The following is a 14,675-nucleotide window of genomic DNA, read 5'->3' as shown; positions in this document are numbered from 1 at the left end:
AATCAACGGCAGCGCCGCTCCGGCGGCCCCCGCCACCTTCATCTTCTTCTTCGGCATAGATGCTCCTGGTTCTCATCTTATGCCTCACACACAAAATTCAGGACAGGCCCCGGCGAGCTGGAGAGCCTTCAGAGCTGAGTGCCCGTCCTGAACGCCCGCGACAGGCGGAACGCTTCGACCGCACTCGGCGCCTCTCGCAGCACGTGCACCGGCCGCACACGGCGATGCAGCCGATAGATTTCGCGCACCCATGCCACCGCAGGCCGCGCCTCCCAGGCGCTCAGCAGCGGCGCCATCGCGTCGCGGTATTCGGCGTCGCAGAACACGGGGTGCTCGTCCGGGCAGACCAGCGGCGCGAGGCGCGCAGCAGCGGTGATGTCGGCGACGGTCAACTGCTCGCCGACGAGGTAAACCCGACCGCTCCAGACCAGTTGATCCAGCTCGTGGAGCGCGCGTTCCACGATTTTACGGGAGTGCTCGACCAATGCCGGCGCCACACCGAGGCCGCGGTGAAACATGCGCCGCAGCGCCGGGAAGGTCATGCGTACGAGGGCCGCGTGCAGTCGGCCTGCATCGAGCGTCCACAGTCGCCGCACCAGATCCGGATCTTCCAGGAGTTGCGCGTACATGTAGCGCACGACGTGGGGGCCGATGTGGTCCATGCGCGCCTCGTAGCGCATGACCTGCCGCCGCCGCTCCGCATCCTGCGGCATCAGTGCAAACGGCGCACAACGCTGCGCGAGCCACTCCAGGATCGCCGTACTGTCCTCGACGAACTCGCCGTCGGCTTCGAGCGTTGGAATCGACACGCCGAGACTGCCGGACAGATGCAGCGGTTCAGCGTGATGGAAAAACGGCGTCAGGCGACACTCCCGATAGGGGAGACCCGCCGCGTCCAGGGTCCAGCGGATCTTCTCGCTGGATTGCGAAGCCGCAAAGGTGTACAGAGTCAGCGCAGGAGCCGTCATCGCTATCTCCCTTGGCGGGTCTGCCGTAGCCGTAAACATGACAAGCAAACGATGGGCCATGCCCTATCGTCCACAGCGGCACGCGGAGCATATGTCCGTCAAGGCGAACACCAGATGAATGGTCGTTGCCGGATTCGTGGGAGGCAACGGCCGACGCTTGCGATAGCAAGACGTGGCGCAAACGAAAAACCCCGGAGCATTCGCTCCGGGGTTTCGTGTGTTTAAGACCCTGGCAGTGTCCTACTCTCGCATGGCAGCTGCCACACTATCATCGGCGCTGAGTCGTTTCACTTCCGTGTTCGGGATGGGAACGGGTGGTTCCAACTCGCTATGGCCGCCAGGGAAACTGGTAACCGTACGCCCTGCTTGGCTTGTTTTGAGAACCCCGACATGGATGTCGGGCACTCTTGTGCAGGACGCACACTGTGTTTGTAGTTGAACACCGAAGACACTCAATGCCTTCAGAGCTTAACGTCAAAAATGCTTGAGCGTTATATGGTCAAGCCTCACGAGCAATTAGTACACGTTAGCTACATGCATTACTGCACTTCCACATCGTGCCTATCAACCTTGTGGTCTACAAGGGCTCTTCAGGGGACTCAAGTCCCGCGAGATCTCATCTTGAGGTGGGCTTCCCGCTTAGATGCTTTCAGCGGTTATCCCGTCCGTACATAGCTACCCAGCGATGCCACTGGCGTGACAACTGGAACACCAGAGGTACGTTCCACCCGGTCCTCTCGTACTAAGGTGAACTCCCCTCAAATCTCGAACGCCCACGGCAGATAGGGACCGAACTGTCTCACGACGTTCTGAACCCAGCTCGCGTACCTCTTTAACCGGCGAACAGCCGGACCCTTGGGACCGACTACAGCCCCAGGATGAGATGAGCCGACATCGAGGTGCCAAACACTGCCGTCGATATGGACTCTTGGGCAGTATCAGCCTGTTATCCCCGGAGTACCTTTTATCCGTTGAGCGATGGCCCTTCCATACAGAACCACCGGATCACTTAGACCTACTTTCGTACCTGCTCGACTTGTTTGTCTCGCAGTCAAGCTAGCTTATGCCTATGCACTCAAGAGCGCGATTTCCGACCGCGCTGAGCTAACCTTCGCACTCCTCCGTTACTCTTTGGGAGGAGACCGCCCCAGTCAAACTACCCGCCATACAATGTCCCTGTCCCGGATCACGGGACGAGGTTAGAACTCCGAGTTTATCAGGGTGGTATTTCAAGGACGCCTCCACGCAAGCTAGCGCCTGCGCTTCAAAGGCTCCCACCTATCCTACACAGACAAACTCAAAGTCCAGTGTAAAGTTGTAGTAAAGGTTCACGGGGTCTTTCCGTCTTGCCGCGGGAACACTGCATCGTCACAGCGATTTTAATTTCACTGAGCCTCTGATGGAGACAGTGGGGCTATCGTTACGCCATTCGTGCAGGTCGGAACTTACCCGACAAGGAATTTCGCTACCTTAGGACCGTTATAGTTACGGCCGCCGTTTACCGGGGCTTCGATCAAGAGCTTCGCTTTCGCTGACCCCATCAATTAACCTTCCGGCACCGGGCAGGCGTCAGACCCTATACGTCCACTTTCGTGTTTGCAGAGTCCTGTGTTTTTGATAAACAGTCGCAACCCCCTCTTCACTGCGGCCCGCTCGCGCGGGCGTGCCTTCTCCCGAAGTTACGGCACTATTTTGCCGAGTTCCTTCATCAGAGTTGTCTCAAACGCCTGAGGATACTCTCCTCGCCCACCTGTGTCGGTTTAGGGTACGGATTACTCATGCCTGAAGCTTAGAGGTTTTTCTTGGAAGCGGGGTATCAGGTGCTTCGTCGCCGAAGCGACTCGTCATCACCTTTCAGAATTGGCCTCCCGGATTTGCCTAAGAGACCTTCCTACGGGCTTAAACTACCATCCAACAGGCAGCCACCCTAACCTTCTCCGTCACCCCATCGCAGCATAAGCAAGTGCAGGAATATTAACCTGCTTTCCATCGACTACGCCTCTCGGCCTCGCCTTAGGATCCGACTCACCCAGCGCCGATTACCGTTGCGCTGGAACCCTTGGGCTTACGGCGAACGGGTTTTTCACCCGTATTGTCGTTACTCATGTCAGCATTCGCACTTCCGATACCTCCAGCGAACCTTACGATTCACCTTCGCAGGCTTACGGAACGCTCCTCTACCGCGCACACTTGCGTGTGCACCCACAGCTTCGGTACATCGCTTGAGCCCCGTTACATCTTCCGCGCGGGCCGACTCGACCAGTGAGCTATTACGCTTTCTTTAAATGGTGGCTGCTTCTAAGCCAACATCCTGGCTGTCTTAGCCTTCCCACATCGTTCACCACTTAGCGATGATTTTGGGACCTTAGCTGGTGGTCAGGGCTGTTTCCCTTTTCACGACGAAATTTAGCTCCCGCCGTGTGTCTCCCGTGATTGCACTTGTAGGTATTCGGAGTTTGCAACAGTTGGGTAGGAACTTGTGCTCCCCCCAGACCGTAACAGTGCTCTACCCCCTACAGTGATACACGAGGCGCTACCTAAATAGCTTTCGAGGAGAACCAGCTATCACCCGCCTTGATTAGCCTTTCACTCCTATCCACAGCTCATCTCCGTCTTTTTCAACAGACGTGAGTTCGGGCCTCCAAGTGGTGTTACCCACTCTTCACCCTGGCCATGGATAGATCGACGGGTTTCGGGTCTACAGCCTGCAACTAATCGCCCTATTCAGACTCGGTTTCCCTACGCCTCCCCTATACGGTTAGGCTCGCTACAGACTAGTAAGTCGCTGACCCATTATACAAAAGGTACGCCATCACCCTTTCGGGCTCTGACTACTTGTACGCATCCGGTTTCAGGTTCTATTTCACTCCCCTCGCCGGGGTTCTTTTCGCCTTTCCCTCACGGTACTGGTTCACTATCGGTCGGCAACGAGTATTTAGCCTTGGAGGATGGTCCCCCCATGTTCAGACAAGGTTTCACGTGCCTCGCCTTACTCAATTTCATTCCCTGCGCCTTTTCACATACGGGGCTATCACCCACTATGGCCGGACTTTCCAGACCGTTCTGTTAAAGCACAGGAAACTTTTGGGCTACTCCGCGTTCGCTCGCCACTACTTGCGGAATCTCGGTTGATTTCTTTTCCTCCGGGTACTTAGATGTTTCAGTTCCCCGGGTTCGCTTCCGCAGCCTATGTATTCAGCTACGGATAACCCTTGCGGGCTGGGTTGCCCCATTCGGAAATCCACGGATCAAAGCTTGTTTGCCAGCTCCCCGTGGCTTATCGCAGGCTACAACGTCCTTCATCGCCTGTTGCCGCCAAGGCATCCACCAGATGCGCTTGGTCACTTGACCATATAACCTCAAGCATTCTCACGAATGTCCAGGCCATACAGCTTGCAACCTCAACAACATTTACGCCGTCAAGCACCTTAGGCATTGAGTCTGATTAGCTTGCGCTAATCAGCAATGTCATACAGTGTTCAACTACAAACCTGATTGTTAAAGAACAGATCCACTTGCGCAGACTCAAGGAAATTCGCCTGGCGACGAACTTCATTGAATCAACCTGGTGGAGCCAGTCGGGATCGAACCGACGACCTCCTGCTTGCAAAGCAGGCGCTCTCCCAGCTGAGCTATGGCCCCGGTCGTTGCTCCGGAAATCCGGCCTGGCTCAAGATGGTGGGTCTGGCTGGACTTGAACCAGCGACCCCACGCTTATCAAGCGTGTGCTCTGACCAACTGAGCTACAGACCCCCAGGGGAAATCCAAGAATTTGGCCCGATCCGGGTGGATCATCCGGGTGCGGACGATTCCGACTGTGTAGCAAGTGACTTGTGTGGGCGCTCCCGTGGCGCTTGGAAGCGTACTTGAAAGGAGGTGATCCAGCCGCAGGTTCCCCTACGGCTACCTTGTTACGACTTCACCCCAGTCATCGGCCACACCGTGGTAAGCGCCCTCCTTGCGGTTAGACTACCTACTTCTGGTGCAACAGACTTCCATGGTGTGACGGGCGGTGTGTACAAGGCCCGGGAACGTATTCACCGCCGCAAATGCTGATCGGCGATTACTAGCGATTCCGACTTCATGGAGTCGAGTTGCAGACTCCAATCCGGACTGAGATCGGCTTTCTGGGATTAGCTCCCCCTCGCGGGTTGGCGACCCTCTGTACCGACCATTGTAGTACGTGTGTAGCCCTGGCCATAAGGGCCATGATGACTTGACGTCATCCCCACCTTCCTCCGGTTTGTCACCGGCGGTCCCCTTAGAGTGCTCAACTGAATGGGGGCAACTAAGGGCAAGGGTTGCGCTCGTTGCGGGACTTAACCCAACATCTCACGACACGAGCTGACGACAGCCATGCAGCACCTGTGTCTAGGTTCCCTTGCGGGCACTCCCACATCTCTGCAGGATTCCTAGCATGTCAAGGCCAGGTAAGGTTCTTCGCGTTGCATCGAATTAAACCACATACTCCACCGCTTGTGCGGGCCCCCGTCAATTCCTTTGAGTTTCAACCTTGCGGCCGTACTCCCCAGGCGGAGAACTTAGCGCGTTAGCTACGACACCGACACGCAGAGCATGCCGACGTCAAGTTCTCATCGTTTACGGCGTGGACTACCAGGGTATCTAATCCTGTTTGATCCCCACGCTTTCGTGTCTCAGTGTCAGTACAGGCCCAGGCGGCTGCCTTCGCCATTGGTGTTCCTTCCGATATCTACGCATTTCACCGCTACACCGGAAATTCCACCGCCCTCTACCGTACTCTAGTCGCTCAGTCTCGGAAGCAATTCCCAGGTTGAGCCCAGGGCTTTCACAACCGACTTGAACAACCACCTACACACGCTTTACGCCCAGTAAATCCGATTAACGCTTGCACCCTCTGTATTACCGCGGCTGCTGGCACAGAGTTAGCCGGTGCTTATTCTCCAGGTACCGTCAAGGCTCGACGTGTTAGGTCGAACTTTTTCTTCCCTGGCTAAAGTGCTTTACAACCCGAAGGCCTTCTTCACACACGCGGCATTGCTGGATCAGGCTTGCGCCCATTGTCCAATATTCCCCACTGCTGCCTCCCGTAGGAGTCCGGACCGTGTCTCAGTTCCGGTGTGGCTGATCGTCCTCTCAGACCAGCTACTGATCGTCGCCTTGGTGAGCCATTACCTCACCAACTAGCTAATCAGACATAGGCTCCTCTCAGAGTGCCAGGCCTTGCGGTCCCCGGCTTTGGTCTTGCGACATCATGCGGTATTACTCCGAGTTTCCCCGGGCTATCCCCCGCTCTGAGGCAGATTCCTATGTATTCCTCACCCGTCCGCCGCTAGGTGTATTGCTACACCTCGCTCGACTTGCATGTGTTAGGCATGCCGCCAGCGTTCAATCTGAGCCAGGATCAAACTCTCCACTTAAAGGTGTAAAGCTTTGATCCGATTGCACTAGGACGTGGCTAAACGTCTTTCGTGCCGAAGAGTCATCTTCGAAGCTCAATCAACTTGGCTACGTTGATACTCTCGTGGTTACGTGGCTTCGCCACGCTCACGGGAGCACCCACACAAATCACTTGCTCTTCTTATTAATGAACTGGCTGAGTTGCTTCGACTTTTTTCGTCGTCGCCGTCAGCGGGGAGGCGAATAATAGGCGAATTTCCCGGGGCGTCAACGACTCTTTTCAGCGGAATCCGCAACGCTATGATATGAAACGTTTTTTAGTTTCTTCGACGGGCTTGCGTCGGATGCCGTCGCGCTGATTCTGGTCAATTTCTGCTCGATTCGTGGTCATTTCTCGTCCAGAGCAGCCGGTGCGAGCTGAACATCCAGGCTCCAAACAGCCGAAAGGCAGGGTGTCGCCCTGCCTTTCATGCCCCGCAGCCGTGCCGCCGGTCAGCTGCCAGCAGTCAGCGTCGCACGCGCGTATCGGCGCGAACCGACCTGGAGCAGGTAAGTCTTCCCAGGCGCGAGCAGCAGAGTACGGTCCTCGATTCGCTGCTGATCAACCCGCACCGCGCGCTGTTCGACCATCCGCGTACCCTCCGCATTGCTGGCGACCAAACCGGCCTCCTTGAGCAGCCGCGCGACCGGGATGCCATTCGACGGAACGGCGATGGTCATTTCCGGGATGTTGTCGGGCACGGCCCCTTGCGAGAACTGCGCGATGAATGCAGTGCGCGCCGCCTCTCCCGCGCCCCGGCCGTGGAAGCGATCGACCAGTTCGGCGGCCAGCTGCATCTTGATGTCACGCGGATTGGCACCCTCGGCGACGGATCGGCGCAAGGCCTCGATCTCGGTCAGCGGCCGGAACGACAGCAAGTCGTAGTAACGCCACATCAACGAATCGGACACCGACATGATCTTGCCGAACATGTCGGCGGGCGCATCGTTGACGCCCACGTAGTTGCCGAGGCTCTTCGACATCTTCTGGGCGCCGTCCAGACCCTCGAGGATCGGCACCGTGATGATGCACTGCGGCCGCTGGCCGTAGGCCTGCTGCAGGTGGCGACCCACCAGCAGGTTGAACTTCTGGTCGGTGCCGCCGAGTTCCACATCCGCCCGCAAGGCGACCGAGTCGTAGCCTTGGAGGAGCGGGTAGAGGAATTCGTGAACCGCGATCGGCTGGCCGGACGCATAGCGCTTCGAAAAGTCGTCGCGCTCCAGCATCCGGGCGACCGTGTGCTGCGCCGCGAGCCGGATCATGCCCTCGGCGCCGAGCGCATCCAGCCATCGGCTGTTGAACTCGATCGTCGTCCTCTCCGGGTCGAGAATCTTGAAGACCTGTTCCTTGTAGGTCTGCGCGTTCTCTTCGACTTGGGCGCGTGTCAGCGGCTTGCGGGTCTCGTTCTTGCCGGTCGGGTCGCCGATCATGCCGGTGAAATCGCCGATCAGGAACACCGCTTCGTGCCCGGCTTCCTGAAAAGCGCGCAGCTTGTTGAGCAGCAGCGTATGACCCAGGTGCAGATCCTTGGCCGTCGGATCGAAGCCCGCCTTGATGCGTAGCCGCACCCCGCTGGCACGCGCCTCGTCGAGCCGCTTGCGGAACTCTTCTCGGGGAATGATTTCGTCGGTGCCGCGTTCGAGTTCGGCGAATTCGTTACTCATGGACACAACCATCGGAGTGGAGACGGCCTCCGGGAAATCCCCCAGAAGCTGAGGTGGAGCAATAACTACCAGTCAGAACTACTTGCCAAGGCGAGGGATCTATGTTGTTCTACGCGTCGCCAAGCGTTAATTCACAATGACGATCAGGCGCCAGGGTGTGGACCGCATGTTTCGTGCGGCCGTCGATCGTTCTTCGGGTACACGATGAAGCTTGATTATAGCCCAGCCGAGCTGGCGCCCCGCCGCTCGGCCCGCCGCTCTGTTTTTGTCGCGTCCATGTGCGCCGTCCTGCTCGCTGCGGTGGCCACGCACGAGGGTATCGCCAAACGCCAGAGCGCCCTGCGCGTGGACGAGATTCCCGCCGATCTGGCCTCCGCCTTCGACGACGGCGCGTCGATCGAGGGTGCGGAAGCGATGCAATCGGCGCTCGCCGACCCGCTGCCTGCCCCACAGGCGAGCGAGTGGACCACCCTCACCGTCGCGCCGGGCCAGTCGCTGTCCCAGATTTTCGAGAGCCAGGGTCTCGGCTACTCGGAAGCCATCGCGGTGACGCAGCTGAGCCGCGATGCGGCGCGGCTGAAATCGCTGCGCGCCGGCGAGCGGCTGTCGCTGCGCGTGAGTCCGGAAAACCGCCTGCAGGAACTGCGCCTCGAGCTCGACGAGACCAACACCCTGCAGATCCGTCGCAACGCGGACGACCAGCTCGAAGCGATCACCATCGCTGCCGAGCTCGAAGCCCGCCGCACGCAGGTGTCGGGCGTCATCGAGAATTCCTTGTTCCTGGACGGCCAGCGCGCAGGGCTGTCGAACCGCCTGCTGATGCAAATGGCCGAGCTGTTCGGCTACGACATCGACTTCGCACTCGACCTGCGCGTCGGGGACCATTTCGCCGTGGTGTACGAAGGGCTGTACAAGAACGGCGAGAAGATCCGCGACGGCGACATCGTCGCCGCAGAATTCGTCAACCGGGGACGCAGCCTGCGCGCCGTCCGCTACGTCGATGCCGACGGCAACATCGCCTACTACACGCCGGAGGGCGAATCGCTGCGCAAGGCATTCACGCGCACGCCCGTGGACTTCGCCCGAGTCAGTTCGGGCTTCAACCTGCGGCGCATGCATCCGATCCTGAACACCATCCGGGCGCACAAGGGCGTGGACTACGCCGCCGCCACCGGAACGCCGATCAAGGCCACCGGCGATGGCACGGTGGAGTTCATCGGGGTCAAGGGCGGCTACGGCCGGGTGATCGTGCTCAAGCACGGCGCGTCGTACACGACGCTGTACGCCCACATGTCGCGTTATCGCTCGGATCTGCGCGTGGGCTCCCGTGTCCGCCAGGGGCAGGTCATCGGTTATGTCGGTGCGTCGGGCCTGGCGACGGCTCCCCACCTGCATTACGAATTCCGCGTCAATGGCGTGCACAAGGATCCGCAGCGCGTGGCCCTGCCGCGCGCCACGCCGCTGCCCAAGGCCATCGCGATGCGCTGGCGCGCCGATACGGCCAACGTGATCGCGCAGCTGGACGCGATGTCCGCCCGGCTCGCGTCGCGCGCCGCACCGCTGACGACGACACCCTGAGGCGCTGCGACGGTGCACGCTCTGTGCATCGGGCTGATGTCAGGAACCAGCATGGACGCGGTTGACGCCGCGCTGTGCCGCATGGACGAAAACCGCGTCGTTGGCGTCGAGGCCGTACACCGACTGGAGTATCCCGCGCCGCTGCGCCGCCGCCTGATCGATCTGCAGCTCGATCCGGACACGTCGCTGACGCTGCGCGAGCTGGCCGAACTCGATCACGGGGTCGCCGAGACCTTCGCGGCGGCGGCCCTCGGCGTGATGCATGGCCGACCCGCGGCCACGGTCTGCTGCATCGGCTCTCACGGCCAGACCGTCTTCCATGACCCGCAGCGCGCGCGCAACAGCCTGCAGCTCGGTGATCCGAGCCTGATCGCGGCACGTACCGGCGTCACGGTCGTCGCCGACTTCCGCCGCGCCGACGTCGCCCGCGGCGGACAGGGGGCACCCCTGGTGCCGGCATTCCACCTGGCCAGTTTCGGCACACTGACGCCCTGCGCGGTGCTGAACCTGGGCGGCATTGCCAATCTCACCGTGCTGCCCGGCAGCGGCACGGCCTACGGGTTCGATACCGGCCCCGGCAACGGGCTCCTCGACGCGTGGATCGCACGCCACCGGAACGCGCGCTATGACCGCGGAGGTCAGTGGGCGGCCACCGGCACCGTCAATACCGCGCTGCTCGAAGCCTGCCTGGACGACGATTACTTCCGGCGGCCGCCGCCCAAAAGCACCGGCCGCGACCACTTCAACCTCGCCTGGCTGCAACAGCGTTTCCCCGCGCTGGAAGCCCTGCCTGCGGCCGACGTGCAGCGCACGCTGGTGGAAGTCACCGCCCGGTCGATCTCTGCGCAGCTGCAGCGCACGGCGCCCGACATCAGGCGGGTCCTGGTGTGTGGCGGCGGCGTACACAACCCGGTCCTGCTCGCGTCCCTGCGCAGCGCGATGCCCGGGGTAACGATCGAATCGACCCTTGCCGCCGGGCTCGATCCCGACCAGGTCGAAGCTGCTGCCTTCGCCTGGCTGGCCTGGCGGCGCCTGCAGGGGCGTCCCGGCAACCTGCCGAGCGCAACCGGAGCGAGCGCCGCGGCGATCCTGGGCGGAATCTACGCGCCTTAGACCGAGAACGAGTTGCCGCAACCGCAGCTGGTGGTCGCATTCGGGTTACGAATGACGAACTGCGCGCCCTCGACGCTTTCCTTGTAATCGATCTCCGCGCCCTGCAGATACTGCAGGCTCATCGGATCCACCAGCAGCGTCACGCCGGCACGGACGACGCGCGCATCGTCCTCTTCGGCCTGTTTCTCGAAGCGGAAACCGTACTGGAACCCGGAGCAGCCGCCGCCCGTGACGAAGACCCGCAGCATCTGCTCGGGATCGTCTTCCTCCTGCAGCAGGGCATGGACCTTCTCCGCCGCCGCCTGCGTGAAGATGACCGGATCTTCGCTGACCATGTGCCGCCCGAGCCTCAACCGTTGACGACGCCTTTGACCCGGCGCGCCTCGCTGAGTTCGTCCTTGGACGCATCGCCGGCAGCCTTGCCCGCGCCGGCGAAGTTCTCGGTACCGCTGCCGGCCACGTCGTGCACCATCTGCCCGTTGACCTGCGCGCCGCCTTCCATCTCGATGACGCGGTAATAGACGTTGCCCGTGACGCGCGCCTTGGCCGCCAGCGTGAGCTTCTGCGAGGCGTGCACGTCGCCGACGACTGCACCGTTGAGCACGACATTGGGCACCCGGACATCGCCCTCGATCGCACCGTGCTCGCTGACCGACAGCGCCGAGGCCTTGTCGGCCGACGCGATGACCTTGCCCTTGATGCGTCCATCGACGTGCAGACCACCCGTGAAACGCACGTCGCCCAGGATCTCGGTCTGGCGGCCGATCAGGGTATCGACGCCGACGGTCGTTGCGTTGCTCGCCTTCTTGCTGCTGCCGAACATGTTATGTACCTCCTCCGTTGAACACGCGCACCCAGTCGAAAGACTCCTCGACGCGGGGCATTCCATTGCCGTCGGGAATCAGGGTCACGACCACGCGTGTGGGCTGAAAACCCGGCGGCAAGCGGATGTCGCCGGCAAACTCCTCGAAATACTTCAGGGAAAATACCAGATTCGCGGCGCCGTCATCGCTGGTGATTTTTGCCCAGGGCAGCCGCGTCTCCGCACCGTCCTGCTGGCCGACCAGTTCCAGTTCGATGCGTCCGGCCACGCGCTTGTCGTGGCGCACCGACTGGATCAGCACCAGTTCGTAGTGAATCCCGCCTGCCGCCGCACCGGGGGCCAGCTTGAACTCGTAGACCCGGACGCCCGCCCGCGACTGCTCGGGCGCGACGATGCCGCGGTAGAACGCCAGTTGCTCGCGCAGGTCGGAGGCCTCGGCCTGCAGCTGCGTCAGTGATTCGCGCACGGCGTTGCAGGCCTCGCCGTCGATTTCCTGGGAGCGCCGGACGTACACCGCCTGTTCCTCGAGGCGCTTGATCTCCTCGCGGGCGGCGCGCAGGTCGCGGGTCAGGGCACGACGCTCTTCGCGCAGCTGCTCGACCTCGAGCTGCGCACGCTCGAAATCGCTGACCGTCGCGGCGCGCGTGTAGGCGTAGAGCGCCCACGCCGCGACCGCCAGCGCAAAGCTCCCGCCACCGATCAGCGCGGGCTTGAGCCACGGCCGGTGCCGGGTGATGACGATGCGGTGCTTCATCCCGGGACTCAGGGCGCCAGCGGCGGCGCGTCGAGCGCGAGTGCCTCGTCGAAACCGAACATCAGGTTGAAGTTCTGCACGGCCTGACCCGACGCACCCTTGACCAGGTTGTCGATGACGCTGAGGACGATCGCCTGCGTTCCGTCAGGCGACCGGTGCACGGCCAGGCGACAGACATTGGACGCGCGCACGCTGCGCGTTTCCGGGTGCTCGCCGGCCGGCATCACATCGACGAAAGCTTCGCCGGCAAAGCGCCGCTCGAACAAGGCCTGCAGGTCGGCTGCCGGATCGCGCAGGCGCGCATACAGGGTGGAATGGATGCCCCGGATCATCGGCACGAGGTGCGGCACGAACGTGACGCCGACACGCTCGGCGGTCATGCGCCGCAAGCCCTGCGCGATTTCCGGCCCGTGCCGGTGCCCGGGCACGCCATACGCCTTGAAGGAATCCCCGGCTTCGCAATACAGCGAGCCGATCTTGAGCTCGCGGCCAGCGCCGCTGACGCCGGACTTGCAGTCGGCAATCATGCCGTCGGCATGGATTACGCCCGCTTCGAGCAACGGCAGGAAACCCAGCTGCACCGAAGTCGGATAGCAGCCCGGATTGGCGACGAGCCGCGCTTTGGCGATCTGCGCGCGGTTGACCTCGGGCAGGCCGTACACCGCTTCCGCGAGCAACTCCGGACACGTGTGCTCCAGGCCATACCAGCGCTGGAACTCGGCCGCATCCGCCAGCCGGAAGTCGGCCGACAGGTCGATCACGCGCACGCCCGCATCGACCAGCGCGGGGGCCATCTGCATCGCAGTGCCGTGTGGCGTGGCAAAGAACACGGCGTCACAGGCGGCGAGGCGCGCAGGGTCGGGCGCCTCGAACGGCAGCTCGCAGTGGCCGCGCAATTGGGGGAACAGCCGGTCGGCGCGCAGCCCGGCCTCCTTGCGCGAGGTGAGAACCTCGATCCGCGCATGAGGATGCCGCGCCAGCAGACGCAGCAGCTCGGCACCGGTGTAGCCGGTACCGCCGACGATGCCGATCTTGATCACGGAAAAAGACGAGATGGGTGATTCGGGACGGGGATTCTAACGCGCGGGCTTGGCTTACACTGCGCGCCCGCCCCTCACCGTGCCCGGCCCATGCTCTGGCTCAAGGCCTTCCATGTCGTCTTCGTCGTCAGCTGGTTCGCAGGGCTGTTCTACCTGCCGCGCCTGTTCGTCTATCACGCCGACACCCGGGACGCGGCCGGCCACGAACGCTTCTGCATCATGGAGCGACGCCTGTACGGCATCACCACGATCGGCATGCTGGGCAGCTGGGGCCTGGGCATCGCGATGCTGCTCGCGGCCGATCCGGCGTACGCCAAGGCGGCGTACTGGAGCATGGGCTGGCTGCACGCGAAGCTCGCCGTGGCATTGGCGCTGTCCGGCTACCACGGCTGGCTCAAGACCCGCGTGCGCGCGTTCGCCGAGAGTCGCAACGACAAGTCGGCGCGCTACTACCGCATCGCCAACGAGCTGCCGGCGCTGGCGCTGATCGCCATCGCCATCCTGGTCATCGTGCGCCCGTTCTGATCAGCTGCCGGCGGCAGACTGCACGTAGTTCTGCAGCCCCATCTTCTGGATCAGGCCCAGCTGCGTCTCGATCCAGTCGATGTGCTCCTCTTCGCTCTTCTGGATCCGCACCAGCAGCTCGCGGCTGACGAAATCGCGCACACTCTCGCAGTAGGCGATCGCCTCCTGGTTGAGCAGGTGCGCCTCCTTCTCACGCTTGAGATCGCATTCGAGGACTTCCCTGACATCCTCGCCGATGTACAGCCGTCCCAGATCCTGCAGGTTGGGCAGGCCCTCCAGGAACAGGATGCGTTCGACCAGCGCATCGGCGTGCTTCATCTCGTCGATCGATTCGTCGTACTCGTGCTTGCCGAGCTGCTTCATGCCCCAGTTGTCGAGCATGCGCGCGTGCAGGAAGTACTGGTTGATCGACGTGAGCTCGTTCTTGAGCGCCTGGTTCAGATAATCGATGACCTTGGCGTCGCCCTGCATCGCCCTGCTCCGTTGCGATTGGGCAAGCAGTATAGGCACACGATCCGCGCGTGCGCCAAAGGCCGGGCCGTGCCCTCAGGCTGCCGCGGATGCCGGCAGCGGCGCCGATCCGACGGATCCCGCCGCGACCGCCCGCACCTCGTCGCGCAGCAGCGCGCGCGCCGCCGGCACGCACTTGCCGCAACAGGTGCCCAGTCCGGTACGTCGCGACAGCTCGCGCAGCGAGACGATGCCGTGCTCGGCGACGACACGCCGGACGTCGCGGTCGGAGACCGCCTTGCAGATACAGATGTACATGGCATCGACATTAGAATGTTAAT

The 14,675-nt window shown here is 61.8% G+C and carries 11 protein-coding genes, 2 tRNA genes and 3 rRNA genes; 3 read left to right on the top strand and 13 right to left on the bottom strand.

Features of this window, described 5'->3' with window-relative positions:
* Window positions 1–128: 128 nt before the first annotated feature.
* From AAG565_RS15160 to tyrS, 7 genes are all read right to left on the bottom strand, one after another.
* Window positions 129–1,028 (bottom strand): glutathione S-transferase family protein, encoded by a 900-nt coding sequence (locus AAG565_RS15160; protein WP_348820487.1) that lies wholly within the window; start codon window positions 1,026–1,028, stop codon window positions 129–131.
* Window positions 1,029–1,195: 167 nt separating this feature from the next.
* Window positions 1,196–1,310: ribosomal RNA gene (rrf, locus tag AAG565_RS15155) — 5S ribosomal RNA — on the bottom strand.
* A 153-nt stretch (window positions 1,311–1,463) separates the two neighbouring features.
* A 23S ribosomal RNA gene (locus AAG565_RS15150) occupies window positions 1,464–4,319 on the bottom strand.
* 215 nt (window positions 4,320–4,534) lie between these two features.
* Window positions 4,535–4,610, bottom strand: a tRNA-Ala gene (locus AAG565_RS15145).
* 34 nt (window positions 4,611–4,644) lie between these two features.
* Window positions 4,645–4,721: transfer RNA gene (locus AAG565_RS15140), tRNA-Ile, on the bottom strand.
* A 116-nt stretch (window positions 4,722–4,837) separates the two neighbouring features.
* A 16S ribosomal RNA gene (locus AAG565_RS15135) occupies window positions 4,838–6,367 on the bottom strand.
* Together the 16S, 23S and 5S rRNA genes with 2 tRNA genes alongside form the textbook arrangement of a ribosomal RNA operon.
* Window positions 6,368–6,839: 472 nt before the next feature.
* Entirely contained in the window at window positions 6,840–8,051 is a 1,212-nt protein-coding gene (gene tyrS, locus AAG565_RS15130; RefSeq protein WP_348820486.1) for a tyrosine--tRNA ligase, read from the bottom strand.
* 276 nt (window positions 8,052–8,327) lie between these two features.
* Here tyrS and AAG565_RS15125 point away from each other — a divergent pair, with 276 nt between their 5' ends.
* On the top strand, window positions 8,328–9,629 hold the full coding sequence (locus AAG565_RS15125) for a peptidoglycan DD-metalloendopeptidase family protein (protein ID WP_348820485.1): 1,302 nt from the start codon (window positions 8,328–8,330) through the stop codon (window positions 9,627–9,629).
* 12 nt (window positions 9,630–9,641) lie between these two features.
* Window positions 9,642–10,742, top strand: coding sequence for an anhydro-N-acetylmuramic acid kinase (locus tag AAG565_RS15120; RefSeq protein WP_348820484.1), 1,101 nt, complete (start codon window positions 9,642–9,644; stop codon window positions 10,740–10,742).
* On the opposite strand, the gene erpA is transcribed toward AAG565_RS15120, so the two are convergent.
* The 4 genes from erpA to argC are packed head-to-tail and all read right to left on the bottom strand — an operon-like array spanning window position 10,739 to window position 13,359.
* On the bottom strand, window positions 10,739–11,077 hold the full coding sequence (gene erpA / locus AAG565_RS15115; protein ID WP_348820483.1) for an iron-sulfur cluster insertion protein ErpA: 339 nt from the start codon (window positions 11,075–11,077) through the stop codon (window positions 10,739–10,741). The genes AAG565_RS15120 and erpA overlap by 4 nt on opposite strands.
* Window positions 11,078–11,091: 14 nt before the next feature.
* A complete protein-coding gene (locus tag AAG565_RS15110) occupies window positions 11,092–11,565 on the bottom strand; it encodes a polymer-forming cytoskeletal protein (RefSeq protein ID WP_348820482.1) in 474 nt (157 codons plus the stop codon).
* 1 nt (window position 11,566) lies between these two features.
* The gene (locus AAG565_RS15105; protein WP_348820481.1) at window positions 11,567–12,319 is read right to left on the bottom strand and encodes a DUF6776 family protein; all 753 of its coding nucleotides are present in this window, start codon (window positions 12,317–12,319) and stop codon (window positions 11,567–11,569) included.
* 8 nt (window positions 12,320–12,327) lie between these two features.
* Window positions 12,328–13,359, bottom strand: a complete 1,032-nt coding sequence (gene argC / locus AAG565_RS15100; RefSeq protein WP_348820480.1) for an N-acetyl-gamma-glutamyl-phosphate reductase — start codon at window positions 13,357–13,359, stop codon at window positions 12,328–12,330.
* Window positions 13,360–13,449: 90 nt separating this feature from the next.
* Here argC and AAG565_RS15095 point away from each other — a divergent pair, with 90 nt between their 5' ends.
* Complete coding sequence (locus AAG565_RS15095) at window positions 13,450–13,884, top strand: CopD family protein (RefSeq protein ID WP_348820479.1); 435 nt, start codon at window positions 13,450–13,452, stop codon at window positions 13,882–13,884.
* On the opposite strand, the gene bfr is transcribed toward AAG565_RS15095, so the two are convergent.
* A complete protein-coding gene (gene bfr, locus AAG565_RS15090) occupies window positions 13,885–14,355 on the bottom strand; it encodes a bacterioferritin (protein ID WP_348820477.1) in 471 nt (156 codons plus the stop codon). It abuts the gene before it with no gap.
* Between the two features lie 75 nt (window positions 14,356–14,430).
* Window positions 14,431–14,652 (bottom strand): (2Fe-2S)-binding protein, encoded by a 222-nt coding sequence (locus AAG565_RS15085; protein WP_348820476.1) that lies wholly within the window; start codon window positions 14,650–14,652, stop codon window positions 14,431–14,433.
* Between the last annotated feature and the right edge of the window lie 23 nt (window positions 14,653–14,675).

Source organism: Fontimonas sp. SYSU GA230001, from assembly GCF_040066175.1.
GTDB lineage: Bacteria > Pseudomonadota > Gammaproteobacteria > Nevskiales > Nevskiaceae > Solimonas.
Note: the sequence above shows the minus strand (reverse complement) of the source record. Positions and strands in the feature narration are given on the sequence as shown.

Coding starts and splice junctions, on each gene's coding strand:
- tyrS (WP_348820486.1), bottom strand. CDS start 8,051: ATGAGTAACGAATTCGCCGAACTCGAACGCGGCACCGACGAAATCATT.
- AAG565_RS15095 (WP_348820479.1), top strand. CDS start 13,450: ATGCTCTGGCTCAAGGCCTTCCATGTCGTCTTCGTCGTCAGCTGGTTC.
- AAG565_RS15125 (WP_348820485.1), top strand. CDS start 8,328: ATGTGCGCCGTCCTGCTCGCTGCGGTGGCCACGCACGAGGGTATCGCC.
- AAG565_RS15160 (WP_348820487.1), bottom strand. CDS start 1,028: ATGGCCCATCGTTTGCTTGTCATGTTTACGGCTACGGCAGACCCGCCA.
- AAG565_RS15105 (WP_348820481.1), bottom strand. CDS start 12,319: ATGAAGCACCGCATCGTCATCACCCGGCACCGGCCGTGGCTCAAGCCC.
- AAG565_RS15085 (WP_348820476.1), bottom strand. CDS start 14,652: ATGTACATCTGTATCTGCAAGGCGGTCTCCGACCGCGACGTCCGGCGT.
- AAG565_RS15110 (WP_348820482.1), bottom strand. CDS start 11,565: ATGTTCGGCAGCAGCAAGAAGGCGAGCAACGCAACGACCGTCGGCGTC.
- erpA (WP_348820483.1), bottom strand. CDS start 11,077: ATGGTCAGCGAAGATCCGGTCATCTTCACGCAGGCGGCGGCGGAGAAG.
- bfr (WP_348820477.1), bottom strand. CDS start 14,355: ATGCAGGGCGACGCCAAGGTCATCGATTATCTGAACCAGGCGCTCAAG.